This window comes from Microbacterium sp. Gd 4-13, from assembly GCF_003095395.1.
Classification (GTDB): Bacteria; Actinomycetota; Actinomycetes; order Actinomycetales; family Microbacteriaceae; genus Microbacterium.
Genome location: NZ_QEIJ01000004.1, coordinates 18,863 through 43,133 on the forward strand (window position 1 = coordinate 18,863; position 24,271 = coordinate 43,133).

Genomic DNA, 24,271 nt, shown 5'->3' on the forward strand with positions numbered 1-24,271 from the left:
GCACTCTCGGCGACGGCGCGCTGAGGCTCAGCGCCCGAGCACCGCGTCAAGGAGGCGCTCGGCGTCGCCGGGGGCGACCGGCTCGCGGCTCAGGGCGCGCAGCAGTACCGCACCGATGAGCGCCTCGGCGAGCTCTTCGACGGGGGCGTCGGGTGGCAGGTTCGAGGTCGTGCCGATCGCCGCCGTGAGGCGCGCCGAGAGCGAGTCGGCGCGGAAGAGCGCGTCGCGAAGACGTCGACCGACGTCGGCGTTCTCGGCGGCGGCGCCGATCAGCGAGCGCAGGATGCTCTCGCCCTGCTCGCTGCCGAGATAGCCGAAGATCTCTCCCAGCCAGCTCGCGAGGTCGCGTCGGACGTCACCGGTGTGCGGCAGCTGGAATCGCCCGGGAGCGAGCATCCCCTCGAGGAGGCATTCCGCCGTCACGGCGCCCTTCGAGGGCCACCAGCGGTAGATCGTCTGCTTGCCGACACCCGCGCGAGCGGCGATGCCCTCCATCGTGAGGTGGTCGTAGCCGCGCTCGGCGATGAGGGCGGCGGTCGCCTCGAGGATCGACAGGCGCGCGGCTTCGCTGCGCACGGGTCCGCTGCGGGGAAGGGGCATACGGGCTCCTCTCACTGAAGACGAGACGGTCCGTGTTATCTTAGCCACGCTTATCGGAGTCGAGGCGCCTCCTCCGTGGGGTCTGCCCCGCGGATCTAGAGGATGACAATGGCCGAGCTGCTGCACCGTCTGGGAACCTTTGCCGCGCGCCGCGCGTGGACGGTGATCGTCGCGTGGATCGTGATCCTCGGGATCGCCGGGGGCGGATTCCTCATCGGATACAAGGGCCTCAGTTCGAGCTTCGACATCCCCGGCACCGCATCGGGAGACGTCATCACGCAGCTCCAGGACGAGCTCCCCGGCTTCAGCGGCGCCTCCGGCCAGGTCGTCTTCCACGCCGCCGACGGGTCGGCGTTCACCGACGCGCAGCGCGCCGAGATCACGGCGCTCGCCGAGTCGGCCAGAGACCTCCCCGACGTCGCCGACGTCATCGATCCGTTCGCCGCCGCGCAGCAGCTCGCCGACCAGGCCGCCCAGGTCACCGACGGTCAGGCGCAGATCGACGACGCCCGCGCGCAAGCCGAGAACGGTCAAACCCAGCTCGACGCCGGCCGCGCCCAGCTCGAGGCCGGCCAGGCCCAGCTCGACGCGGCGAGGGCGCAGGCCGAAGCGGCCGGGTTCCCCACGACCGAGATCGACGCGCAGCAGGCGGCGCTCGACGCGCAGCGTGCGCAGCTCGACGCCCAGCAGCAGCAGTTGACCGACGGGCTCGCCACGATCGATGAGAACGAGGCCGCGCTCCAGCGCGGCGCGGAGCTGCTCTCTCTCGCCGACGGCATCGGCGTGTTGTCGGCCGACGGCGCCACGGCGCTCGTGAACGTCTCGTTCACCGAACCCCGGCTCGAGCTCTCCCAGGAGTCGAAGGATGCTGTGGTCGACCACTTCGCGTCCGCGCCCATCGACGGGGTCGAGGTCGCCTTCTCGACCGACATCTCGCAGGGCGTGCCGGAGATCCTCGGCGTCGGCGAGGTCGTCGGCGTCGCGATCGCGGCGATCGTGCTCGTCGTCGTGCTGGGCTCGCTCCTGGCGGCCGCCTTCCCGCTCGTCACTGCGATCGTGGGCGTGGCGATCGGCGCGATGGCGACGCTGGCGTTCTCCGGCGTCGTGCAGATGGCCTCGGTCACCCCGATCCTCGGGGTGATGCTCGGCCTCGCGGTCGGCATCGACTACTCGCTGTTCATCCTCTACCGCCACCGCAAGCAGCTGCTGCAGGGGGCCCGCGTCGACGAGTCCATCGGCCTCGCCAACGGCACCGCCGGCAACGCCGTCGTGTTCGCCGGCACGACCGTCATCGTGGCGCTCCTGGCGCTCAACATCACGGGGGTCCCCTTCCTCGGACTCATGGGGACGGCTGGCGCGCTCAGCGTCGCGATCGCCGTTCTCATCGCGGTCTCGCTCACCCCCGCGCTCCTGAGCCTCGCCGGAACCCGTGTGCTGGGCCGCCGTGCGCGGGCCCGCGCTGCCGCCGCCGCCGCAGCATCCGACGCCGGTGAGGCCGAGACCACCCACACCCGCGTGCGCCCGATGTCGACCCTGCGGGCGGTCGTGACCTCCGTCGTCGCCGTCGTCGTGCTCCTGGTCGTCGCGATCCCCGCGCTGTCGATGCGCCTCGGTCTTCCCGATGGCGGCTCGGAGGCCGAGGACTCCACCGCGTACCGCGCCTACACGCTCACGCAGGACGCCTTCGGCGAGGGCGTGAACGGACCGCTGCTCGTGGTCGCGACCTTCCCCGACGGACTCGACGCCGACCAGGTGCTCGACGCTCAGCTGAGTGTCGCGCGCGAGCTCGGCGCACAGACCGACGTCGTCGCGGTCGCCCCGGTGGCCGTGTCGGACGACAACGGCCTCGGCGTCTTCCAGGTCGTGCCCGCCGAAGGCCCGAGCAGCGTCTCGACGGAGACGCTCGTACGCGACCTTCGCGAACTGCCCCCGATCGGCGGCGACATCACCCTCGGCGTCACGGGTCAGGCGGCTATCAACATCGACATCTCCGAGGGACTCGCCGACGCGCTGCCGGTCTACCTCGTCGTCGTGGTCGGCCTGTCGTTCCTCATCATGGTGATGGTGTTCCGTTCGCTCCTCGTGCCGCTCATCGCGACGGCGGGCTTCGTGCTCTCGCTGTTCGCGACGTATGGGGCGGTCACCGCCGTGTTCCAGTGGGGCTGGTTCGGTTCGCTCCTCGGAGTGCACAACCCCGGGCCGATCCTGAGCTTCCTGCCGGTGATCCTCGTCGGCATTCTCTTCGGGCTGGCGATGGACTACCAACTCTTCCTCGCCACCGGCATGCGGGAGGCGTACGCCCACGGTGCACCCGCGAGGCTCGCGGTCGCCCAGGGGTTCCGTGCCGGGCGCACCGTCGTGATCGCCGCGGCGTTGATCATGATCGCGGTGTTCGGCGGCTTCATCACGAGCGAGTCGGTGATGATCAAGTCGATCGGCTTCGGCCTCGCACTCGGCGTCCTGTTCGACGCCTTCATCGTGCGGATGCTGCTGATGCCCGCGCTCATGCACCTGCTCGGCCGCTCGGCGTGGTGGCTGCCCCGCTGGCTCGACAGGATCACCCCGAACGTCGACGTCGAGGGCTCGGCGCTGGAGCGCCGCCACCCCGTGCACCACTGACCTGCGCGCCGAGAGTGCCCGTTTCCGCCGAGGGTGCCGCCGTTTTCGGGCACGAATGGCCGAAACGGGCACCCTCGGCGGTGGACGCATCTCACAGCCCCCTCGTAGCCCTCATCGATACCGTGGAGACCATGCCCGAGCGCGACGAGCAGCAGATCACCGTCTCGGCCACGGCTCTGCGCGCGATGCGCGACGAGTTCCAGCGCTTCCTCATGGAGTACCGCTTCGGACTCCAGGAGATCGAGACGAAGATCTCGATCCTCCGCGAGGAGTTCGAGGAGGTGCACGACTACAACCCGATCGAGCACGTCTCGGGCCGCGTGAAGTCGCCCGACAGCCTGGCGGAGAAGGTGCGGCGAAAGGGCGTCGACGCCGATTTCGAGAGCATCCGCGCGTCGATCACCGACATCGCCGGCGTGCGCATCACGTGCAGCTTCACCACCGACGCCTACCGGTTGTTCGATCTCCTCACGCAGCAGGACGACATCACGGTCATCAGCGTCAAGGACTACATCGCAGAGCCCAAACCCAACGGATACAAGAGCCTGCACGCGATCGTCACGGTGCCGGTCTTCCTGTCGACGGGCCGCGTCGACGTTCCGGTGGAGGTGCAGTTCCGCACGATCGCGATGGATTTCTGGGCGAGCCTCGAGCACAAGATCTACTACAAGTACGACCGCCTCGTGCCCGACGAACTGCTCGCCGGACTCAAGGATGCTGCCGACACGGCCGCCGAGCTCGACCAGCGCATGGAGCGGCTGCATCGTGAGATCCGCGGCGGCGCACCCGGGGTCGTCTCGATCTGACCCGGCCGGCCCGGGCCGGGTGGGCGCACAATGGGGGGCATGGTGAGTACCGCCGCGCCCGGCGACGTCGACGCGGTCGCCGACGACCTCTACGCCGTCACGCCCGGCGAGTTCACCTCCGCGCGCAACGCGCGGGCGGCCGCTGCCACCGGCCCGCTGGCCGCGCAGATCAAGGCCCTGCGCAAGCCCACGGTCGCCGCGTGGGCGGTGAACCTCCTCGTCCGCGACGGCCAGCTGGGGCAGGCGGTCGAGCTCTCGCAGGCGCTGCGCGAGGCACAGGACGACCTCGACGCCGCAGAACTCGCCCGCCTCGGGAAGCAGCGGCGGGCGCTCGTCGCAGGGCTCGCCCGGCGCGCGGCCGAGCTCGCCGGCGACGCCGGGACGACCCTCAGCCCGGCCGCGCGCGATGACGTGGAGAAGACGGTGAACGCAGCGGTGGTGGATGCTGCCGCCGCGGCCGTCGTGCTGACGGGCCGGCTCGTGCGCACCCTGGAGGCGAACGGGTTCGGCGGGGCGTCGCCGCCCGACGACCTGGTCGCAGGATCGGTGCCGGGCCTCGCGCCCGCGGCTCCGGCGCGCTCGCGCGACGACCTCGCCGAGCGCCGGCGGCGCAAGGCCGCGGAGGCTGCCGCGCGAGAGGCGCAGCGCGCCGCCGCCGACGCCGACCGCGAGCTCGCGCGGGCGCAGGAGCGCCGGGCGAAGCGGCGCGAGCGAGCCGACCGCCTGCACGAGCGCGTGGAGGATCTGCGCGGCGAACTGGCGCGGATGACCGAGGACGCACGGGCCGCCGACGAGGAGGTCGCCCGCATCGACGAAGAGCACGCCCGGCTCCTGGAGCGCTCGAAGAAGGCCGCGAAGGAGGCCGAGCGGGCGGCGGCGGCCGTTCCCGACGCGGACGGAACACGTGTCCGGCGCTCGCGCCCTCGCTAAGGTGTGCCCATGGCGCTCCTCGACGCGGGATTCTTCCTCCTCCCGCTGCTCGCGGTGCTCGCCCCGCTCGCCGCACGGGGTCTCGGCCGATGGGTGCGCGTACCCATCGTCGTGTTCGAACTGGCCCTCGGCATCATCGTCGGACCGAGCGTGCTCGGGTGGATCGCGCCCTCCGACATCGTGGGCATCTTCGCGTCGTTCGGCCTCGCCATGCTCTTCTTCATGGCCGGGAACGAGATCGACTTCGCCGCCCTCCGCGGACGGTCGGGGGCACGCGCCGGTGCGGGATGGGTGCTGAGCCTGGCGGCGGGCCTCGGTGTCGGGTGGCTCGTCGCGCCCGGCGAACCCGCCGTCTTCATCGGGATCGCACTGGCGTCGACCGCGCTCGGCGCGCTCATGCCGATCCTCCGCGATGCCGGGGAGCTCGGCACTCCCTGGGGGCGCGCGGTCACCGCGGTGGGGGCCGTGGGAGAGTTCGGTCCGCTCGTCGCGATCTCGCTCTTCCTCGGCACGCGCGACGTCGGCGCCGCGTCGATCGTGCTGGGCGTCTTCGTCGTCATCGCGGCGGGGGCGGTCTTCGTCGCCGCGCGCTTCGAGCACGGACGCATCCACCGTCTCGTGAACGCCACCCTCCACACATCGGGGCAGATGGCCGTGCGGATCGTCTTCCTCATCGTCGGCGCGCTCGTCGCGCTGAGTATCGCGCTGCAGCTCGACATGCTCCTCGGCGCCTTCGTCGCAGGCGTCCTGTGGAAACTCGTCATGCGCAACGCCCGTCCGCCGTTGCGCGAGGCGGTCGACAGCAAGGTGGAGGCCGTGGCCTTCGGATTCCTGGTGCCGGTCTTCTTCCTGTACACCGGCATCACCTTCGACCTGCAGGCGATGGTGTCCTCGCCGCGCACGATCGCCCTGGTCCCGCTGTTCCTCGTCGCCCTCCTCGTCGTGAGGGGCATCCCGGCCTCGTTCGTCGCGCCCGCCGGCTCCTCGCAGCGTGATCGTGTCGCGCTCGGGATGCTGGGGGCCACGGCCCTTCCCATCGTGGTCGCCGTCACCGGCATCGGCGTGGCCGACGGGACCCTGGATGCGGGTACGGCCGCAGCTCTCGTGGGAGCCGCGATGCTGTCGGTTCTGCTCTACCCCTTCCTCGGCATGGCGATCCGCGGAGACCGATCGGTCGTGACGAAGCCGGCCTTCGACCCCGTCGTGCTCGCCGTCCGTCCCGCCACGCGCACCCGCCGCGCCGACGACGCCGATGAGGAGGGCGGCCGGTGATCGCCGACATCCTGCATGCCGCTCGCCGCCGTCTCGACGGTGCGCCGAAGGAGGCCCTCGGTGAGCTGAAGGCCCCGCGGCCGATCCTCGGCATCGCCCGCGCCCCGCGCATCGTGCCGGCGGGGGAGGTGTGGCACCTCGGCGTGCTGCTCCTCGCCGACGAGCAGCTCGCCGCGACCGGTCAGATCGTGCGGGCCCGGGAGGAGGCCCGCCGCGGGTACACGGCCGAGTCGCAACGCGAGCGCGCGGCGCTCGCCGCCGCGGCGTTCCGCGGTGGTTTCGGCGAGGGGAGCACCGTGCACGTCGGCTGGCGCCTCATCGATGTCGACGACCTGGATGCTGCGAGTTCACCCGTCGCCGTCGTCGACGGGCAGCCGATGGTGCGCTGGAGCGCGACCGGCGGCCTCATGCCGCTCGAGCGCTACCTCCACGAACGCATCGAGCTGCTGCAGCATCCGCCCGAGCGCGCCTGATGCCTACTCGACGACCCCCGTCCCGTCAACGGCCCGCCCCGGCAGTGGCAGGGTCGCATCCCTCGGCTATCTTTAGCCACGTGCAGCAGGTATGGCCGGGATCCAGTTATCCCCTTGGAGCGACCTTTGACGGCAACGGGACGAACTTCGCCCTGTTCAGCGAAGGGGCGGAACGCGTAGAGCTCTGCCTCTTCGGCGAGCGGGGGCATGAGACCCGCATCGAACTCGTAGACGTGGATGCGTACGTCTGGCATGCCTACCTGCCGAACGTGCAGCCCGGGCAGCACTACGGCTATCGCGTGCACGGCCCGTACGACCCGGCGAACGGCCAGCGGTTCAACCCGAACAAGCTGCTGCTCGACCCGTACGCGAAGGCCGTCGACGGCGACATCCGCTGGGGCCAGTCGGTCTTCTCCTACAACTTCGGCGATCCCGACTCGCGCAACGACGAGGATTCGGCCGCCGACATGATGAAGGGCGTCGTCATCAACCCGTTCTTCGACTGGTCGGGCGACCGCCAGCCGAAGACGCCGTACGCCGAGTCGTTCATCTACGAGGCGCATGTGAAGGGCCTCACTCAGCTCTACGACCTCGTGCCCGAAGAACTCCGCGGCACCTACAGCGGCATCGCCCACCCCGCCGTGATCGACCACCTCACCAAGCTCGGCGTCACGGCCATCGAACTCATGCCGGTGCATCAGTTCGTCAACGACTCGACCCTTCAGGAGAAGGGGCTGTCGAACTATTGGGGCTACAACACCATCGCGTTCTTCGCGCCGCAGAACAGCTACGCCTCCGCGGGCCACCACGGGCAGCAGGTGCAGGAGTTCAAGGGCATGGTGCGCGCCCTCCATGAGGCGAACATCGAGGTCATCCTCGACGTGGTCTACAACCACACCGCCGAGGGCAACCACATGGGCCCGATGTTGTCGATGCGCGGCATCGACAACGAGGCCTACTACCGTCTCGAAGACGACGACAAGCGCTACTACACCGACTACACCGGCACCGGCAACAGCATGAACGTGGGCAACCCCCACACGCTGCAGCTGATCATGGACTCCCTGCGCTACTGGGTGCTCGACATGCACGTCGACGGTTTCCGCTTCGACCTCGCCTCCACTCTCGCTCGCGAGTTCTACGAGGTCGACCGGCTGTCGGCGTTCTTCGAGCTCGTGCAGCAGGACCCGGTGGTCTCGCAGGTCAAGCTCATCGCCGAGCCCTGGGACATCGGCCCCGGCGGCTACCAGGTCGGCAACTTCCCGCCCCAGTGGACGGAGTGGAACGGAAAGTACCGCGACACGGTCCGCGACTTCTGGCGCGGCGAGCCCCAGGCCCTCGGCGAGTTCGCGTCGCGCCTGACCGGCTCGGCCGACCTGTACGAGCACTCCGGTCGGCGTCCGGTCGCCTCCATCAACTTCGTCACGGCGCACGACGGCTTCACGATCCGCGACCTCGTGTCGTACAACGAGAAGCACAACGAGGCCAACGGTGAGGACAACAACGACGGGGAATCGCACAACCGCTCGAACAACCTCGGCGTGGAAGGTCCGACCGACGATCCCGACGTCCTGACCATGCGCGCCCGTCAGCAGCGCAACTTCATCGCCACGCTCATGCTCTCGCAGGGCGTGCCGATGCTGCTGCACGGCGACGAGCTCGGCCGCACCCAGGGGGGCAACAACAACGGCTACGCGCAGGACAACGAGATCACGTGGGTCGACTGGTCTACCGCCGATCACCCGCTCATCGAGTTCACCGCCGCTCTCGCGCGGTTGCGCAAGGAGCACCCGATCTTCCGTCGCAGTCGGTTCTTCGACGGCCGCCCGGTGAAGATGGAGGAGGGCGCTCCCGTACCCGATGTGGTGTGGCTGCGTCCCGACGGTTCGGTGATGGAGCCCGACGACTGGGACTCCGGCTTCGGACGGGCGATCGGTGTCTTCCTCAACGGCCGCGGCATCCGCGAGCGCGACCGACGCGGCGAGCAGATCACCGACCGGCACTTCATCGTGCTTTTCAACGCCGGTGACGAGTCCGTCGACTTCCAGGTGCCCGACGTGAAGTACAGCCCCGAGTGGGACGTCATGGTCGACACCGCGGGTGAGCGGGCGAACACCGACCCGATCGAGCCCGGGTCGATCCTGCCGATCGCCGCCAAGTCGATCATGGTGCTGTGCGAGCACGATCTGCCCGACCCCGAGGTCGATCACTCGGTGGCGGCGTCGCTCACGGCCAATGCCGCGAGCTCGGGCCCCGACGACCTGCCCGGCAAAGCGCCGAAGTCGGAGCTCTGACCGGTGGCCGCGCATCCGCTGTCGACCTACCGTCTGCAGATCCGCAAGGGTTTCGATCTGGATGCTGCGGCCGCCGTCACCGGCTACCTCCGCGATCTGGGGGTCTCGTGGGCGTACCTGTCGCCGATCCTGAGGGCGACGCCGGGTTCCGACCACGGCTACGACGTCGTCGACGTCACCCGGATCGATCCCGACCGCGGAGGCGCTGAGGGTCTCGACCGCTTCGCGGCCGCGGCCCGCGCCGACGGCCTCGGCATCCTGATCGACATCGTGCCGAACCACATGGGGGTCGCCGAACCGCGAGAGAACCCGTGGTGGTGGGACGTGCTGCGTCAGGGCCGGGCCTCCACCCGCGCCGACGCGTTCGACATCGACTGGGAGTTCGGCGACGGGCGCGTGCGCGTGCCCGTTCTCGGCGCGTCGCTCGACGAGGTCACCGCGGCGGGCGAGCTGAGCGTCGACCTCGAACCCGCCCCCGATGCGCCCGACGGAGTGCTCCGCTACTTCGACCACGTGTTCCCGCTGGCCCCGGGTTCGGTGACAGAGGTCGAGCGCGCCTCCGGTGACGTCGACGCCCGCACCGTGCACGACCGTCAGCACTACGAGCTGCGCTTCTGGAAGGACGAAGCGGCCGAGCTCAACTACCGCCGCTTCTTCGCCGTGACGACGCTCGCCGGTGTGCGGGTCGAGATCCCCGAGGTGTTCGCCGACACCCACGCCGAGATCCTGCGCTGGATCTCCGAGGGACTCGCCGACGGTCTGCGCGTCGATCACCCCGACGGGCTGCTCGATCCGGGTGGCTACCTCGAGCAGCTCGGCGCGGCGCTGCGATCCACGGGTCGCGGGTCGTACGTGCTGATCGAGAAGATCCTCGAGCGCGGCGAGCTGCTTCCGTCGTGGTGGGAGACCGATGGCACGACCGGGTACGACGCGCTGGCCGAGTTCGGCCGTGTGCTCGTCGACCCCGACGGCGAGGCGCCCCTCGACGCCCTCGACGTGCGGCTGCGCACCGAAACCGGAACGCTCCCCGCCCAGGACTGGCACGACCTCATCCACGACACCAAGCGGATGATCGCCGAGACGATTCAGATCGCCGAGATCCGTCGGCTCGTCCGAGGCCTCCGCCCGGCCGCGCCCGATGTCGCCTCTGACTTCACCGACGAGGTGCTGCACGATGCGCTCGCCGAACTGCTCGTGTGCTTCCCGGTCTATCGCTCCTACCTCCCCGCGGGCCGGGAGGAGCTCGATCGCGCGGCGGTGGAAGCATCCGATCGTCGTCCCGAGCTCTTCGACGCGATAGCCGCGCTCGTGCCCGTGCTCGCCGACCCCGCGCACGAGGTGTCGCGACGGTTCCAGCAGACCACCGGGCCCGTGATGGCCAAGGGCGTGGAAGACACGGCGTTCTACCGCTACAACCGGCTCGGTGCCCTCACCGAGGTCGGCGGGGATCCGTCGGAGTTCGCCCTCCCCGTCGCCGACTTCCACGTCGCGCAGGCGGCGCGTCAGGCATCGTGGCCCCGCGCCATGACGGCGCTGTCGACACACGACACGAAGCGCGGCGAAGACGTGCGCGCCCGCCTCACCGTGCTCGCCGAGATGCCCGATCGGTGGGAAGCCGCGCTCGAAGAGTTCCGCGGGGTCGCCTCCACCGGTCACGGGCCGTTCGACACCCTCCTCTGGCAGGCGATCGTCGGCGCGTGGCCCACGGCCTCGGCCCCGCTCCCCGAGGACTTCGCCGAGCGCCTCCACGCCTACGCCGAGAAGGCCGCGCGCGAGGCCGCGGACGCCACGGGGTGGTGGGAGCCCGACGAGGCGTTCGAGAAGCGCATGCACGCTCTCGTCGATGCCGCCACCGGCGCCGCCGCGGCACGCGTGGCGGCCTTCGTCGCCGAGATCGAGCCGTTCGGCTGGACCAACGCGCTGTCGCAGAAGCTGCTGCAGCTGGCCGGCCCCGGCGTCCCCGACGTGTACCAAGGATCGGAGTCGTGGGAGCAGTCGCTCGTCGACCCCGACAACCGCCGTCCGGTCGATTTCGCCGCGCGGTCGGCGACGCTCGCGGCCATCGACGCCGGGTTCGCCCGCGGCGACGTCCCTCCGGTCGACGCGACGGGTGAGGCCAAGGTGCTCGTCACCTCGCGGGCCCTGCGCGCACGGCGCGACCGCCCCGAGCTGTTCTCGGCGTATCTGCCGGCCACGGTGGTCGGCGAGGCCGCCGCGCACGCGATCGCGTTCGACCGCGGCGGAGCGCTCGCCATCGCCACGCGCCTGCCGGTCGGTCTCCAGGAGCGCGGTGGATGGGGCGACACGGTGCTCCTGCGCCGCCCCGGCACCTCCGTCGACGTCTTCACCGGTCGGCGGTACGAGGGATCGGAGATCCTCGTCGCCGACCTCCTCTCGACCTACCCCGTTGCCCTGCTCGTCTCGGAGGAAGAATCATGACGATCGACGTCTGGGCGCCGAAGGCGCGACGCGTCCGGCTGCGCCGCCCCGGTCAGCAGCCCGATCTCGACCTCGCCGTGCGTGACGGCGGCTGGTGGAGCGCCGACATCGCGCTCGCCGACGGCGAGGAGTACGGGTTCGTGCTCGACGAGTCCGACGATCTGCGCCCCGATCCCCGATCGCGTCGCCAGCCGCGCGGGGTGCACGACGTATCCGCCTTCTTCGACCCGTCGGCGCACGAATGGCAGGACTCCGCGTGGACCGGGCGCCCGCTCGCGGGCGGCGTGATCTACGAACTGCACCTGGGCACCTTCACGCCGGAGGGCACCCTGGATGCTGCGGTCGGCAAGCTCGACCACCTCGTCGAGCTCGGTGTCACCCACATCGAGCTGCTGCCGGTGAACGGTTTCAACGGCGTCTGGAACTGGGGCTACGACGGGGTGCTCTGGTACACGGTGCATGAGGCCTATGGCGGGCCCGCGGCCTACCAGCGGTTCGTCGACGCCGCGCACGCGGCGGGCCTCGCCGTGATCCAGGACGTCGTCTACAACCACCTGGGTCCGAGCGGGAACTACCTCCCCGAGTACGGTCCGTACCTCCGCGAGGGAAGCCGCAACACCTGGGGCGACTCGGTGAACCTCGACGAGGACGCTGTCCGCGACTACATCGTCGACAACGCGCTGATGTGGCTGCGCGACTACCACGTCGACGGTCTGCGCCTCGACGCCGTGCACGCCCTCCACGACGAGCGCCCCGTGCACATCCTGCAGGAGCTCGCCGAAGCATCCGACGCCCTCTCGGCCCACCTCCAACGCCCGCTCACCCTCATCGCCGAGTCGGACCTCAACGACCCGACGCTGATCCTCCCGCGCGAAGCGGGCGGCTACGGCCTCACGGCGCAGTGGTCAGACGACTGGCACCACGCCGTGCATGTCGCCGTCAGCGGCGAGACGGTCGGCTACTACGAAGACTTCGCCGACCTCGGCGCGTTCGGCAAGGTCACGACCGAGGGGTTCTTCCACAACGGCACGTTCTCGTCGTTCCGCGGCGAAGACCACGGCTTCCCGATCCCCGATGCCGTACCGACGTGGCGCCTGGTGACGTTCGCCCAGGACCACGATCAGATCGGCAACCGTGCAGCCGGCGACCGGCTCTCGCAGACCCTGTCGTACGGACGCCTCGCGGTCACCGCCGTGCTGACGCTCACCGCGCCCGGTACGCCGATGCTGTTCATGGGCGAGGAGTGGGGGGCCACCACCCCGTGGCAGTTCTTCACCTCGCACCCCGAGCCCGAGCTCGGCGAGGCGACGGCCAAGGGGCGCATCGAGGAGTTCGCGAAGATGGGGTGGGACCCGGCGACGGTTCCCGACCCGCAGGATCCCGCGACATTCGAGCGATCGAAGCTCGACTGGAGCGAGGCGTCCGACGGCGATCACGCCCGCCTGCTGCAGCTCTACCGCGACCTCGCGCACCTGCGCCGGGAGCTTCCGGAGCTCACCGATCCGACGTTCGCCGACCGGGCGGCCGGAGCGACCGAGGCGCCCGGCGGCCGGGTGTACGGCCTGTGGTCGGGTGCCGTCGCCGTGCTCGCCAACCTGTCGGCCGAGCCCGCGGTCTTCGACGTCGACTCCGACGTCGTCGTGCTCCTCGCCACGGATGCTGCGGTGTCGCTCGACGGCGGGCGCGTCACCCTCCCGGCCGAGACGGCGGTGGTCGTCGGACCCGCGCTCTGAGGCGTAACGCGGGTGAAACGCGCACCGGGTACGGTGAGCGCGACGCTCATGAAAGCAGAGCACCCGTCCGGGTGGGGAAAGCGTGAAGCGGCTGCCTGACCCGGCCGCCGACCGGCGGCCTCCGACAGAGGAGTTGCCATGACCTTCCACGTCCCACTCGTCGACATCGCGCCGTACGTCGGCGACGGTTCCCCCGAGGCCCGATCCGAGGTGGCGCGCCGTATCGACGACGCGTGCCGCACGGTCGGATTCATCCAGATCACCGGCCACGGCATCCCCGAGGCCGTGATCGACGGGTTGACCGGGGCGATCGACGCGTTCTTCGCGCTCGACCTCGAGGAGAAGAAGCGGTACCGCACGCCGCCGCAGATCAACCGCGGATACAGCCCGCCGAAGTCCGAATCGCTCAGCCTCTCGCTGGGGGTCGAGTCGGCCAACCGCATGAACGACTTCTTCGAGGCCTTCAACGTCGGGGCCACGCAGGAGAGCTACCCCGACTCGCCCGGCCTCCCGCAGCCCGACTACGCCGACAACGTCTGGCCCGCCGTCGACGGCTTCGAGGCGGGGGTCTCGATGTACTTCGCCGAGGCCGCTCGGGTCGCGCGAGTCATGACGCGCATCTTCGCCGACGCGTTGGACCTGCCCGCCGACTTCTTCGCCGCGCGCACGGGCCATTCCCTCGACGTGATGCGCATGAACAACTACGCGCTGCCGCCCGGAACCGACGTCACCCTGGACGGCGACCTCGTCGGGATGGGGGAGCACACCGACTACGGGATCGTCACGATCCTGTGGGCGGATCGCGTGCGCGGACTGCAGGTGCTCGGATCGGACGGATCCTGGAACGACGTGGCGCCGGCAGACGGCGCCCTGCTCATCAACCTGGGCGACGTCACGGCGCGCTGGACGAACGAGCGGTGGATGTCGACGCTGCACCGGGTGAAGCCGCCCGTGATCGACGGCACGATCGAGCAGCGCCGGTCGGTGGTGTTCTTCCACGACGGCGACAGGGACGCTCTGATCGAGACGCTTCCGTCGTGCATCGATGCGCAGCATCCCGACCTGTACGACCCCGTCACCGTGGGAGACCACATCGCCGCCAAGCTCGCCGGTTCTCGGGCGGGCGTGAGCAACGCCGCCGCGGAGCGCGAATCGGCGCGCGTGCTCGCCAGCCGGCGCTGAGCCGAGGTCGGCGGGCTGTCAACCTGTTGCCGAAAAGTCGCTAGATTATCTAGTGTTCTCTTCATGAGCACCGTGACGACCCGTCAGTCCGCCGACCTCGTACGACAGATCGCGGTGATCTCCGCCGTCACGTTCATGCTCATCGCCGCGATGGTCGGCGTGGGCCTGTTCGGCGGAACCGCGGTGCAGGATCTGCAGGGCGGTGCGCTCGATTCGGATGCGTCGTACCTGGCTCCGGCGTCGAGCGCGTTCTCGATATGGTCGGTCATCTACATCGGTCTGATCGCCTACGCGATCTGGCAGGCGCTGCCCGGCCAGCGGACGAACGACCGGCAGCGCGCCCTGGGGTGGCTCGTGGCCGTCACCGCGGTGCTGAACGGCGTCTGGCTCGTCGTCGCCCAGTACGCGACGCTGCCACTGACGGTCGTCGCGATCGTCGCGCTGCTGGTGGCGTTGGCCGTCACCTTCCGGCGGGCGGTGCTCACTCGCAGCCGCGGCGACGGAGCGATCGACGCCATCCTCCTCGACGGAGTCACCGGGCTGCACCTCGGGTGGGTGACGGTGGCGACCGTCGCGAACACGGCGGCGCTGCTCACCCAGTCGGGGCCGGAGTCGTGGGCGACGGCCGCCGATGTTCTCGGCGTCGTCGTGCTGATCGTCGTCGGGGCCATCGGGCTCGGTATCGCCTTCGCGAGCAGGTGGCGTGTGACGCCGACCTGCGCGATCGGCTGGGGAGTGTTCTGGCTCGGGATCGGCCGCCTGGGGGGCGAGCCGGCGAGCACCGTCATCGGGGTGACCGCCATGATCGTCGCGGCGATCGTGGTGATCGTGCCGCTGGTCGTCGCTGGTCTGCGACTGATCCGCCCGACGACCGACTGAGCCGCCTCAGGCGGCGAAGCGATCGGCGAACGCCTCGAGCAGGCGCGGCGGTTCGGTGACGGACACCCGCAGCACGCGTGCCGCGATGGCGTCGTAGTCCTTCGCGGGGAAGTAGCCGCCGTCGCGGTAGACGGCCATCCGCTCGGTGAACGCGAGGGGAGTCGATTCGGGGTGGAACTGCGTCGCGTAGAGGCGCTCGCCGACGCGATAGGCCTGCACGGGGCACCCATCGTTCGTCGCCAGGAGCACGGCGCCCGGGGGCACATCGGCGGCTCCCTCCTTGTGCGCGGTGAGAGCGGCGAACCGCAGAGCCAGGTCGCCCAGCAGCGCATCGGTGCGGCCGTCGGCGGTGAGTTCGATCGTGGTGGCGCCGGTGGGCTCCGGGTGTTCGCGGGTCACGGAGCCTCCGAGCAGACGCGTGACGACGCCGATGCCGTAGCAGGTGAACAGCGCCGCCGTGCGCGACTCGACGGCAGCCGCGGCGATCTTCTCGAGGTCGGATTCAAGCCGCAACTGCGCCTCGGACTTCGACGACGCGGGGTCGGTGACGTTGAATGGGCTGCCGCCGACGACGAAGCCGCTGAACCGCTCGAAGGCATCGGCCGGCAGCGCCTCGCGCACGAGGTCGTGGCGAGCCAGGGCGTCGGGGCCCAGCCGCATGCCCGAGAGGAACGACGCGTACTCGGCATCGGCCGCATCACGCTGCGGCCGGGCCGAGACATAGAGCAGCGGGGCGGGCACCCGGGAAGTCTAAAGCGGATGCTGCGCGTCGATGACCGGGCTTGTCATGCGGCGAAACGGTCACCGTGAGGAGTTCGCCGTCCGACCACGGACGATGCCGACGAAGGCATCCACGTCGGCGGTGGTCGCTTCGCGAGGCCACGCGAGGGCGACGGTGGAGACCGGTGCGTCGCGCACGGGCCGGGCGGCGACGTCTTTGCGTGCGTGCAGGCGCGCCAATGACATCGGAACGAGCACGACCCCGACGCCGGCGGCCACCGTCTCCACGGCCTGCTCGGTCACGGCCGGGGGCGCGAAGGTGGGTGCGAGCGCTCCGGGCACCGAGGCGGAGAGCACGTCGTCGCCCGGCACGATGACGATCTCTCCGGCGAGGTCGGCCAGCGCGAGCTCGTCCGCCGCGGTGAGGTGCGAGTCGGCCGGCACGATCGCGACCGGAACCTCGTCGTACAGCCGCACGATGTGGAGGTCATCGTCATCGAGCGGGAGGCGCACCAGGGCGGCGTCGACGCGGTGCTCGCGAAGGGCGTCGTGCTGATCAGCCACAGCGAGGGGGAGGAGGGCGAGCTCGACCCGGGGCATCCGTTCCCGCCACGCCGAGATCCACTTCCCCGGCGTCGTCCCGGGGACGAGGCCGAGGGTGAAGGTGCGCGGGGCCTCGTCTGCCTGAGAAACCGGTCCCGGCGCGGGCGGCTTCTTCTTCGCCGCGACGGTCTTCTTCGCGCCGGGGGCCCTCTTCACCCCGGACGCGGCCCTCCGGGGAGCCGGACGGCGGCGCGACCCACCGTTGCCTGCCATGACGACAGCGTAGCGGGGCGCTATGGTTCGACCATGGTCGCCATCGTCGCAACCGTGTTCGCAGCGCTCGCCGCGCTCCTGCACGTCTACATCTTCCTGCTCGAGAGCGTGCAGTGGCAGCGCCCTCGCGTGTGGCAGCGTTTCGGTGTCGCGAGCCAGGAGGACGCCGACACGACGAAGCCGATGGCCTACAACCAGGGGTTCTACAACCTGTTCCTGGCGATCGGCGCCACGATCGGCATCGTGCTGTTCTGGGTGGACGGCTCAGGCACCGTGGCGGACGTCGCCGGACGCACCCTGGTGCTGTTCAGCCTCGGCTCGATGGTCGCCGCATCGCTCGTGCTGCTGACGTCGGGTCGGAAAAACCTCGTACCCGCACTCACACAGGGGACGCTCCCGCTGATCGGGTTCGTCTTCTTCCTGCTCGCCTGATCCGGATGACCTCGCCGTCAGGCGGCGAGGTGCAGCCCGCGCGGGTCGGTGGCCACGGCGTCGCCGTCGGCGATGTTCTCGTCGTCGCGGATGAGCGAGCCCACCGCGACGCGCGCGTTCGTGCCGACGTGCGCACGTACGCCGATCTTCGCCTTCGCGCCGATGGCCGCGCCCGAACCGATGTGTGCGTGCGGGGCGATGCGAGCCTCCGGCCCGATCACCGCGTCGCTCTCGATCCACGCGCCGCGCCCGACTTCGGCGCCCGCGGCGATCTGCACGCCCGGTTCGACGTACGCGCCCGCTTCGACCACCGCGGTCGGGTGCACCTTGGCGCCGTTCGCGATGAGTCCTCGGCCGTTGGTGTGCTTGCGGTAGCGCAGCGTCTCACCACGGTCGTTCTCGATGTCGATGTAGTTTTTACCCACGATCCCCTCCGGCGGCACCGTCGGTGCCGACAGTGATTGCAACGGCACCTTCTCGATATTCATTCCCCCGCATGTTCTCTTCGGAGCCGCGACCGCGCCGGATGTCTCGACGTCGAGATGAGACGATGGAGGCTCCTACCCGGAGACCGTGATGAACGCTGCCGACACCACCCCCGACGACGCGCCCGATGCCGATCCGCCCTCGACCACCCCGACGCTCGTCTTCGACGACCGCGCGACGGCCCACAGCATCCCTGAAGACGTCCTCGGACTCCTCACCGGCACGTTCACGGCGGCCTTCGGCTTGTACCTGCTCGCATCGAGCGACGCGGTCACCGGAGGTACGGCAGGCCTCGCCCTCCTCGTGACCTACGCCTCACCGCTGCCGTTCTGGCTCGTCTACGCGCTGGTCAATCTCCCCTTCGCCGCGCTCGCGCTGTGGAAGAAGGGGCTGAGCTTCACGATCCGCACCGTGGTCTCGATCGCCCTGGTCTCGGGCTTCACCGTGCTGGATGCGGCGATGCTCCCGATCGATCGGGTCGAGCCGGTCTTCGGGGTGCTCGCCGGGAACCTCTTCGCGGGCGTGGGCCTGCTGATCCTGTTCCGCCATCGCGCCAGCCTCGGCGGGATCAACATCATCGCGCTGATCGTGCAGGACAAGACCGGGTTCCGCGCCGGATGGACGCAGATGGTGTTCGACGTGGCGATCATCGCGGTGTCGTTCGCGCTGCTGCCCTGGGAGGTCGTGCTCCTCAGCGCCGGCGGCGCAGTGGTGCTGAACCTCGTGCTCGCGATGAACCACAGGCCCGGCCGGTACATCGGGCACTGACCCCCGCCGCGCCCCCCCCGCGTTCCCCCACGCTCGCGCCTTCCCCTGTCGCATTCGGTGGGTTCGACTCGCCATTCGCGCCAGGGGAGCGAGAAAGAGACCGCTCCCCTGTCACGAGTTGTGGGTGTAAGGCACCGGATGCGGCAGGGGAGCGAGTGCGGGGAGCGGAGCGGATCCGCGTGCGAAGGCACCGGGCGACGAAAGCGCGCACGCGAAGCGATGCGCCGCGGGGGCTCACCCCGCTTGGCACCTCGGGCACCAGAACACGTTGCGCTCGCTCGTGGCGTTCGCGCCGAGAGACCCGCCCCGCACGAGCGTGCCGCACCGACGGCACGCTTTGCCGTCGCGCCCGTACACCCAGAACCGCCGTCCGGGACGGGTGTCGCCGGTGAAGGTGCGCTCGGGGCGAGGCAGATTGGCGCGGATCATCCGCGCGCCCAGATCGATGAGGGCGGCGACATCGATCTCGGTGGCGGGGGTCGTGGGCGCGATGCCGCGCACGAACAGCATCTCGTTGGCGTAGACATTGCCGAAGCCGGCGACGTTGCGCTGGTCGAGAAGAGCGACGTGGGCCGCGCGCGAATCGGCGCTCACGCGCCGCACCGCCTCGGCGGCATCCCAGTCGTCGGCCAGGGGATCGGGGCCGAGGTGTCCGATGATGCGGTGCTCGTCGTCGGTGCGCAGCACCTCGACCATCGCCAGGTCGAAGCCGACCGTCTCCCATCGGGTGTTGCCGACGATCGCGCGAGCCGTGTAGGCCGGGCGCCGCCATCGTCCGCCGACCGGGTAGACGTCCCACCGGCCCTCCATCTTGAGGTGCGAATGGAGGGTGTAGCCGCCGATGCGTTCGAGCAGGTGTTTGCCACGAGGGATGACGCTGTGCACGGTCTCGCCGCGCAGGTCGGCCGTGGCGCTGCCGGGCACGCGGATGTCGAACCGGGTCACGACCGTGCCGGTGAGCGCCTCGGCCAGCTTCGAGGCTGCCCGGTGGACGGTATCGCCCTCAGGCACGCGTCGCCTCTCGCAGTGCGTCGCCGGCGGTCACGCGTCGGAGTGTGAGGCCCCGCGGCGACTCGACGAAGCCGGCGTCGCGCAGTGCCCGCCCCACGGCGGTGCCGTAGACGAAGGCGCCGTTGACCTGCTCGATCGTGAGCGTGTCGAGCCGCCGGGCTTTCGCCGTACCCGCCAGATCGCGGGTCGCCGCCTGCAGCACGGCCTCGTCATCGGTGAAGACGAGGGCCGTGCGCCCGCCGCGCTCGAGGTAGAGCACGAGAGCGCCGTCGACGAGCACGACGAGGCCGCCGGCCTTCCGCCCCGGCCGGTGGGTGATCCCGTCGAGCGCGGGCCACGCGAGAGCGGCGCCGTAGGGGTTGGCGGGGTCGGTCGCGGCGAGGGTGACCGCCCGCAGCGGCGCGGGGTCGGGGAGGGCGGCGAACTCGCGCAGCCGGTCGACCGTCGCGGAGGCGGCGAACTGCGCGGCACCGAGCTTCTCGATGACGTACCCGCGACGGCAGTGCCCGGCCTCCTCGAAGCCGGCGAGCACGCGGTACACCTGCGCGAATCCGCCCGACACGCCCTCCGCCTGCACCGCGCCCCGGGTGACCACGCCGTAGCGGTCGAGCAGCAGGCTGCCCGTCGCCGTCGCCCGCACCGCGGGGTCGGCCTCGCGGCCGGGCAGCAGCGACCACCGGCCACCCAGTGCGGGCGGGCGCGGCGGCGCCGACGGGCGCGGGATCGACGCGCCGCGGTACATCCGCGCGCGCGGAGCCTTCCGAGCCACCCGGTGGGCCTGCCCGCCCCCGCCGACGAGGGTGCGGATCGGCGCGAACGTGTCGTTCGTCACCCGCCCCGCCCACGTCAGCGACCAGAGTGCGTCGACGATCGACTGTTCGTTGTCGGCGCCCGCGGCCTGCCGCAGTTGGGCGGCGAAGTAGGCGCCGCCGCCGGTGAGGGCCTCGATCACCCGTGCTTCGAGCGAATCGGCGGCGACGTCCTCCTCCGGCTCGGCGAGGGTGAGGGCGGCCGCGTCGGCGGGGTGCAGCGCGACCCAGCCGTCGCGCCCGGGGAGCGTGCCCGTGCCCGACCAGACGACCTCGCCCGTCGCCGTCAGCTCGTCGAGCATGGCCGGCGTGTAGTCGCGCACCCGCGACGGCAGGATCAGCGACTCCCACGCGCTCGCCGGGATCGGCACGCCCGCGAGCTGCTCGACGACCGCTGCCACCCCGTCGATCCCTTCGAGCGGGCGCTGCAGGTGCTGCCAGACGGGGAGGAACCGGGCGTATGCGGTCGGCGGCACCGGCTCGACGCTTCCGCGGATCGCCGCGAGCGAGCGCATCCGGAGTCGCCGCAGCACCTCGGTGTCGCACCACTCGGTCTCGTCGCCGCGCCCTTCGGCGCCGCCGGACTCTGACGAGGGCAGGAAGAAACCGCTCGACACGCGACCCTGCGACTCGAGACGCTGGAGCGTGTGCCGGGCGACCGCGATGCCGACGCCCAGCCGGCGGGCGACGGCGTCGGCGGTGAACGGACCGTGGGTGCGCGCGTGCCGGGCGACGAGGTCGCCGAGCGGATCGGGCATCGGCTCGAGGAACGCGTTCGGGAGTCCGACCGGGAGCGCGGCACCGAGCGCGTCGCGCAGGCGGGCGGCGTCTTCGATCGCGGCCACCCTCGCTTCCCCGGCGATCGTCACGCGGATCGCGCGGCGCTCGTCGACGAGAGCGTCGAGGTGGGCGGATGCTTCGGCCGCGGTGGCGGGGGGCGTCGCCGTGTCGTCGTCGACCGACGGGGCGTCGGCGGGTGCGAGGCGCAGCGCCACCTCGTCGGCACCCAGCGGTCCGAGGATGCGGATCAGGTCGGCGACACCCTCGATCCCGCGGGCGCGGCGCTCGGGGTCGAGCCGCTGCGCCTCGCGCTCGAACTGCGCGATGACGTCGGGGTCGAGGAGCTCGCGCATCTCGACGCGGCCCAGCAGCTCGCTCAGGAGCGCCGGGTCGACCGAGAGGGCGGCGGCCCGACGCTCGGCGAGCGGTGAGTCGCCCTCGTACATGAACGCGCCGACGTAGCCGAAGAGCAGGTCGCGGGCGTAGGGCGACGGCTGCGAGGTGGTGATCTCGACCAGCCGGATGCGTCGATCGGCGATGCTGCGCGAGATGCGCAGCAGCGCCGGGAGGTCGTAGACGTCTTGCAGCACCTCGCGGAGGGTCTCGAGGATGATCGGGAACGTCGGATGCCGACGGGCGACCTCGAGAAGCTGCGCCGAGCGCTGACGCTGCTGCCACAGCGGCGAGCGTCGGTTGGGGTTGATGCGGGGGAGCAGCAGCGCGCGCGCCGCGCACTCGCGGAAGCGGGAGGCGAACAGCGCCGAGCCGCCGACCTCGTCGGTGACGATCTGCTCGAGCTCGGCCGCGTCGAAGACGAAGAGCTCGGCCCCCGGCGGCTCGGCCGTCGCATCCGGGATGCGCGCGATGATGCCGTCGTCGCTCGCCACGGCCGATCCTTCGACTCCGAGCCGCTCGCGGATGCGGGCGTTGACCGCCAGTGCCCAGGGCGAGTGCACCTGCATGCCGTACGGGGAATGCAGGATCACGCGCCAGTCGCCGACCTCGTCGCGACTGCGCTCGACCGTGAGCGTCTTGTCGGTCGGCAGGGTGCCGGTCGCCTCGCGCTGCTCGGCGATATAGGAGAGGAGGTTCGTGATCGCGTTGTCGTCGAGACCCGATTCGCGCAGACGCGCCTCGGCCTTCGAGTGCTCGGCGGCGGAGACCTCCCGCGAGAAGGTGCCCAGCGCCTCGCCGAGCTCGGCGGGCCGGCCGATGCCGTCGCCGTGCCAGAAAGGGAGTTTCCCGGGCTGCCCGAAAGCGGGCAGCACGTTCACGCGATCGTGCGTGATCTCGACGATGCGCCAGCTCGTGGTGCCCAGGGTGAAGACGTCGTTCACGCGCGACTCGTAGACCATCTCCTCGTCGAGTTCGCCGACGCGGGCGTTCTGCGACTCGCCCGCGATGAACACGCCGAACAGGCCGCGGTCGGGGATCGTGCCGCCGCTGGTCACCGCGATGCGCTGCGCTCCGGGGCGCCCGGTGAGGGTGCCCGCGTCGCGGTCCCAGACGACTCGCGGACGGAGCTCGGCGAACTCGTCGGACGGGTAGCGGCCGGCGAGCAGGTCGAGGGTCGCCTCGTACGCCGAGCGGGGGAGCGAGCGGAACGGCGCGCTGCGCTTGACGGTCTCGAACCACTCCTCGACGTCGATCGCGCCCAGCGCGCAGGCGGCGACGGTCTGCTGCGCGAGGATGTCGAGCGGATTCTGCGGCACCGAGATCGCCTCGATCTGGCCCGCCAGCATCCGTTCCGTCACGACCGCCGTGTGGAGCACGTCGCTGCGGTGCTTGGGGAAGAGAGCGGCACGGCTGACCTCGCCGACCTGGTGCCCCGCGCGTCCGATGCGCTGCAGCCCCGAGGCCGCGCTCGGCGGTGCCTCGACCTGGATCACGAGGTCGACCGCGCCCATGTCGATGCCCAGCTCGAGGCTGCTGGTCGCGACGACGCAGCGCAGCACGCCCGACTTCAGCTCGTCTTCGACCTGGGCGCGCTGCTCTTTCGAGACCGAGCCGTGGTGCGCCTTGGCGAGCACGGGATCGGCTCCGGCCGACGAACCGGCCTGCGCCATCGTGGCGGCAGGCACCGTGGGGTCGGGCAGGTCGAGCCCCAGCCTCTCGGCGTAGATCTCGTTCAGCCGACCCGTCAGCCGCTCGGCGAGACGGCGGGAGTTGGAGAAGACGATGGTCGAGCGGTGCGTCAGGATGCGGTCGACGATCGCCTCTTCGACGTGGGGCCACACCGACCCGGTGACCTCGGTGTTCTCGCTCGGCGACCCCTCGGCGAACCAGTCCTCCCCGCCCGGCGCGGGCGCGTCGGAGCCGGGGGGCGGCGGCGGGTTCATCATGTCGTCGACGGGGACGACGACCGACAGGTCGAAGGCCTTGGTGGCGCGCGGCGCGACGATGTCGACGGGCGCGGCGCCGCCGAGGAAGCGGGCCACCTCGTCGATCGGGCGCACGGTGGCGGAGAGCCCGATGCGCTGGGCGGGCGCGACGTCGGGGTCGTAGGAGCGCCGCAGCGCGTCGAGGCGTTCGAGGCTCACCGCGAGGTGGGCTCCGCGCTTGGTGGCGGCAACGGCGTGCACCTCGTCGATGATGACGGTGTGCACCCCGCGGAGAGTGTCGCCCGCCTGGCTCGTGAGCATCAGGTACAGCGACTCGGGCGTCGTGATGAGGATGTCGGGCGGATCGGAGACGAGCTTTCGGCGATCGCTCGACGTCGTGTCGCCCGAGCGCACCCCGACGGTGACGGCGGGGGCCTCGAGACCCAGCCGTCGGGCGGACTGGCCGATGCCCACGAGCGGGGAGCGGAGGTTGCGCTCGACGTCGACGCCCAGCGCCTTCAGCGGCGAGATGTAGAGCACGCGGGTGCGGGGTTCGGCGGGCGTCTTCGCATCGCGCGCGGTCGACGCGCCGCGGCGTCGGCCGTTCGCGGTGGCGGCGGCATCTGTCTTCTTCTCGCGCCGGTCGGCCGCGACGCGGTCACGGAACACCCGGTCGATCGCCCAGAGGAACGCCGACAGCGTCTTACCTGATCCGGTCGGGGCGACCACGAGTGCGCTCCGGCCCGCGGAGATGGCCTCCCACGCGCCGGTCTGGGCGCTCGTGGGCGCGGGGAACGCGCCCCGGAACCAGTCTTGCGTCGCGGGGCTGAAACGCTCGAGCACGTCGCTCATTCGTCCATCTTCTCCCGCCCCTCCGACATCCGCTCGGGCTTGACGGTTC

At 71.0% G+C, this 24,271-nt stretch carries 18 protein-coding genes; 12 read left to right on the forward strand and 6 right to left on the reverse strand.

The window, feature by feature from the left end; translation table 11 throughout:
* Positions 1–27: 27 nt before the first annotated feature.
* Positions 28–600, reverse strand: coding sequence for a TetR/AcrR family transcriptional regulator (locus DEA06_RS09070; protein WP_116647678.1), 573 nt, complete (start codon positions 598–600; stop codon positions 28–30).
* Positions 601–708: 108 nt separating this feature from the next.
* On the opposite strand from DEA06_RS09070, the gene DEA06_RS09075 reads away from it, so the two are divergent.
* The 10 genes from DEA06_RS09075 (at position 709) to DEA06_RS09120 (ending at position 15,227) form a co-directional block, all read left to right on the forward strand.
* On the forward strand, positions 709–3,219 hold the full coding sequence (locus DEA06_RS09075; protein WP_116647679.1) for an MMPL family transporter: 2,511 nt from the start codon (positions 709–711) through the stop codon (positions 3,217–3,219).
* 131 nt (positions 3,220–3,350) lie between these two features.
* Positions 3,351–4,025, forward strand: a complete 675-nt coding sequence (locus DEA06_RS09080) for a GTP pyrophosphokinase family protein (RefSeq protein WP_116647931.1) — start codon at positions 3,351–3,353, stop codon at positions 4,023–4,025.
* A gap of 39 nt (positions 4,026–4,064) precedes the next feature.
* Positions 4,065–4,955, forward strand: coding sequence for a transposase (locus tag DEA06_RS09085; RefSeq protein WP_240606885.1), 891 nt, complete (start codon positions 4,065–4,067; stop codon positions 4,953–4,955).
* Between the two features lie 9 nt (positions 4,956–4,964).
* Positions 4,965–6,227: a cation:proton antiporter gene (locus DEA06_RS09090; protein ID WP_116647680.1), complete on the forward strand. Its 1,263-nt coding sequence runs from the start codon at positions 4,965–4,967 to the stop codon at positions 6,225–6,227.
* Complete coding sequence (locus tag DEA06_RS09095) at positions 6,224–6,700, forward strand: glutaminase (protein ID WP_116647681.1); 477 nt, start codon at positions 6,224–6,226, stop codon at positions 6,698–6,700. Before DEA06_RS09090 ends, DEA06_RS09095 begins: the two co-directional genes overlap by 4 nt.
* Positions 6,701–6,780: 80 nt before the next feature.
* Positions 6,781–8,994 carry a glycogen debranching protein GlgX gene (gene glgX / locus DEA06_RS09100; RefSeq protein WP_240606886.1) on the forward strand — a complete coding sequence of 738 codons (2,214 nt, stop codon included), beginning with the start codon at positions 6,781–6,783 and terminating at the stop codon, positions 8,992–8,994.
* Positions 8,995–8,997: 3 nt separating this feature from the next.
* Entirely contained in the window at positions 8,998–11,433 is a 2,436-nt protein-coding gene (gene treY, locus DEA06_RS09105; protein WP_116647683.1) for a malto-oligosyltrehalose synthase, read from the forward strand.
* On the forward strand, positions 11,430–13,166 hold the full coding sequence (gene treZ, locus DEA06_RS09110; RefSeq protein ID WP_116647684.1) for a malto-oligosyltrehalose trehalohydrolase: 1,737 nt from the start codon (positions 11,430–11,432) through the stop codon (positions 13,164–13,166). The genes treY and treZ overlap by 4 nt, the downstream gene beginning before the upstream one ends.
* Positions 13,167–13,304: 138 nt before the next feature.
* Positions 13,305–14,348, forward strand: coding sequence for a 2-oxoglutarate and iron-dependent oxygenase domain-containing protein (locus DEA06_RS09115; protein WP_116647685.1), 1,044 nt, complete (start codon positions 13,305–13,307; stop codon positions 14,346–14,348).
* A 63-nt stretch (positions 14,349–14,411) separates the two neighbouring features.
* Complete coding sequence (locus tag DEA06_RS09120; protein ID WP_116647686.1) at positions 14,412–15,227, forward strand: tryptophan-rich sensory protein; 816 nt, start codon at positions 14,412–14,414, stop codon at positions 15,225–15,227.
* Positions 15,228–15,233: 6 nt separating this feature from the next.
* On the opposite strand, the gene DEA06_RS09125 is transcribed toward DEA06_RS09120, so the two are convergent.
* On the reverse strand, positions 15,234–15,968 hold the full coding sequence (locus tag DEA06_RS09125; protein ID WP_240606887.1) for a GMP synthase: 735 nt from the start codon (positions 15,966–15,968) through the stop codon (positions 15,234–15,236).
* A gap of 60 nt (positions 15,969–16,028) precedes the next feature.
* The gene (locus tag DEA06_RS09130; RefSeq protein ID WP_116647687.1) at positions 16,029–16,763 is read right to left on the reverse strand and encodes a LysR family substrate-binding domain-containing protein; all 735 of its coding nucleotides are present in this window, start codon (positions 16,761–16,763) and stop codon (positions 16,029–16,031) included.
* 33 nt (positions 16,764–16,796) lie between these two features.
* Between DEA06_RS09130 and DEA06_RS09135 the strand changes: the two genes are divergently transcribed.
* Positions 16,797–17,195 (forward strand): DUF1304 domain-containing protein, encoded by a 399-nt coding sequence (locus DEA06_RS09135; RefSeq protein WP_116647688.1) that lies wholly within the window; start codon positions 16,797–16,799, stop codon positions 17,193–17,195.
* A 17-nt stretch (positions 17,196–17,212) separates the two neighbouring features.
* On the opposite strand, the gene DEA06_RS09140 is transcribed toward DEA06_RS09135, so the two are convergent.
* Positions 17,213–17,620 (reverse strand): transferase, encoded by a 408-nt coding sequence (locus DEA06_RS09140; RefSeq protein ID WP_116647934.1) that lies wholly within the window; start codon positions 17,618–17,620, stop codon positions 17,213–17,215.
* Between the two features lie 151 nt (positions 17,621–17,771).
* Between DEA06_RS09140 and DEA06_RS09145 the strand changes: the two genes are divergently transcribed.
* Positions 17,772–18,449, forward strand: a complete 678-nt coding sequence (locus DEA06_RS09145; RefSeq protein WP_116647689.1) for a YitT family protein — start codon at positions 17,772–17,774, stop codon at positions 18,447–18,449.
* A gap of 234 nt (positions 18,450–18,683) precedes the next feature.
* Here the strand turns inward: DEA06_RS09145 and DEA06_RS09150 are convergent, their stop codons facing one another.
* Together DEA06_RS09150 and DEA06_RS09155 are read right to left on the reverse strand one after the other, a co-directional pair.
* Positions 18,684–19,460 carry a DNA-formamidopyrimidine glycosylase family protein gene (locus tag DEA06_RS09150; protein ID WP_116647690.1) on the reverse strand — a complete coding sequence of 259 codons (777 nt, stop codon included), beginning with the start codon at positions 19,458–19,460 and terminating at the stop codon, positions 18,684–18,686.
* Positions 19,453–24,222 (reverse strand): ATP-dependent helicase, encoded by a 4,770-nt coding sequence (locus DEA06_RS09155; RefSeq protein WP_116647691.1) that lies wholly within the window; start codon positions 24,220–24,222, stop codon positions 19,453–19,455. Before DEA06_RS09155 ends, DEA06_RS09150 begins: the two co-directional genes overlap by 8 nt.
* Between the last annotated feature and the right edge of the window lie 49 nt (positions 24,223–24,271).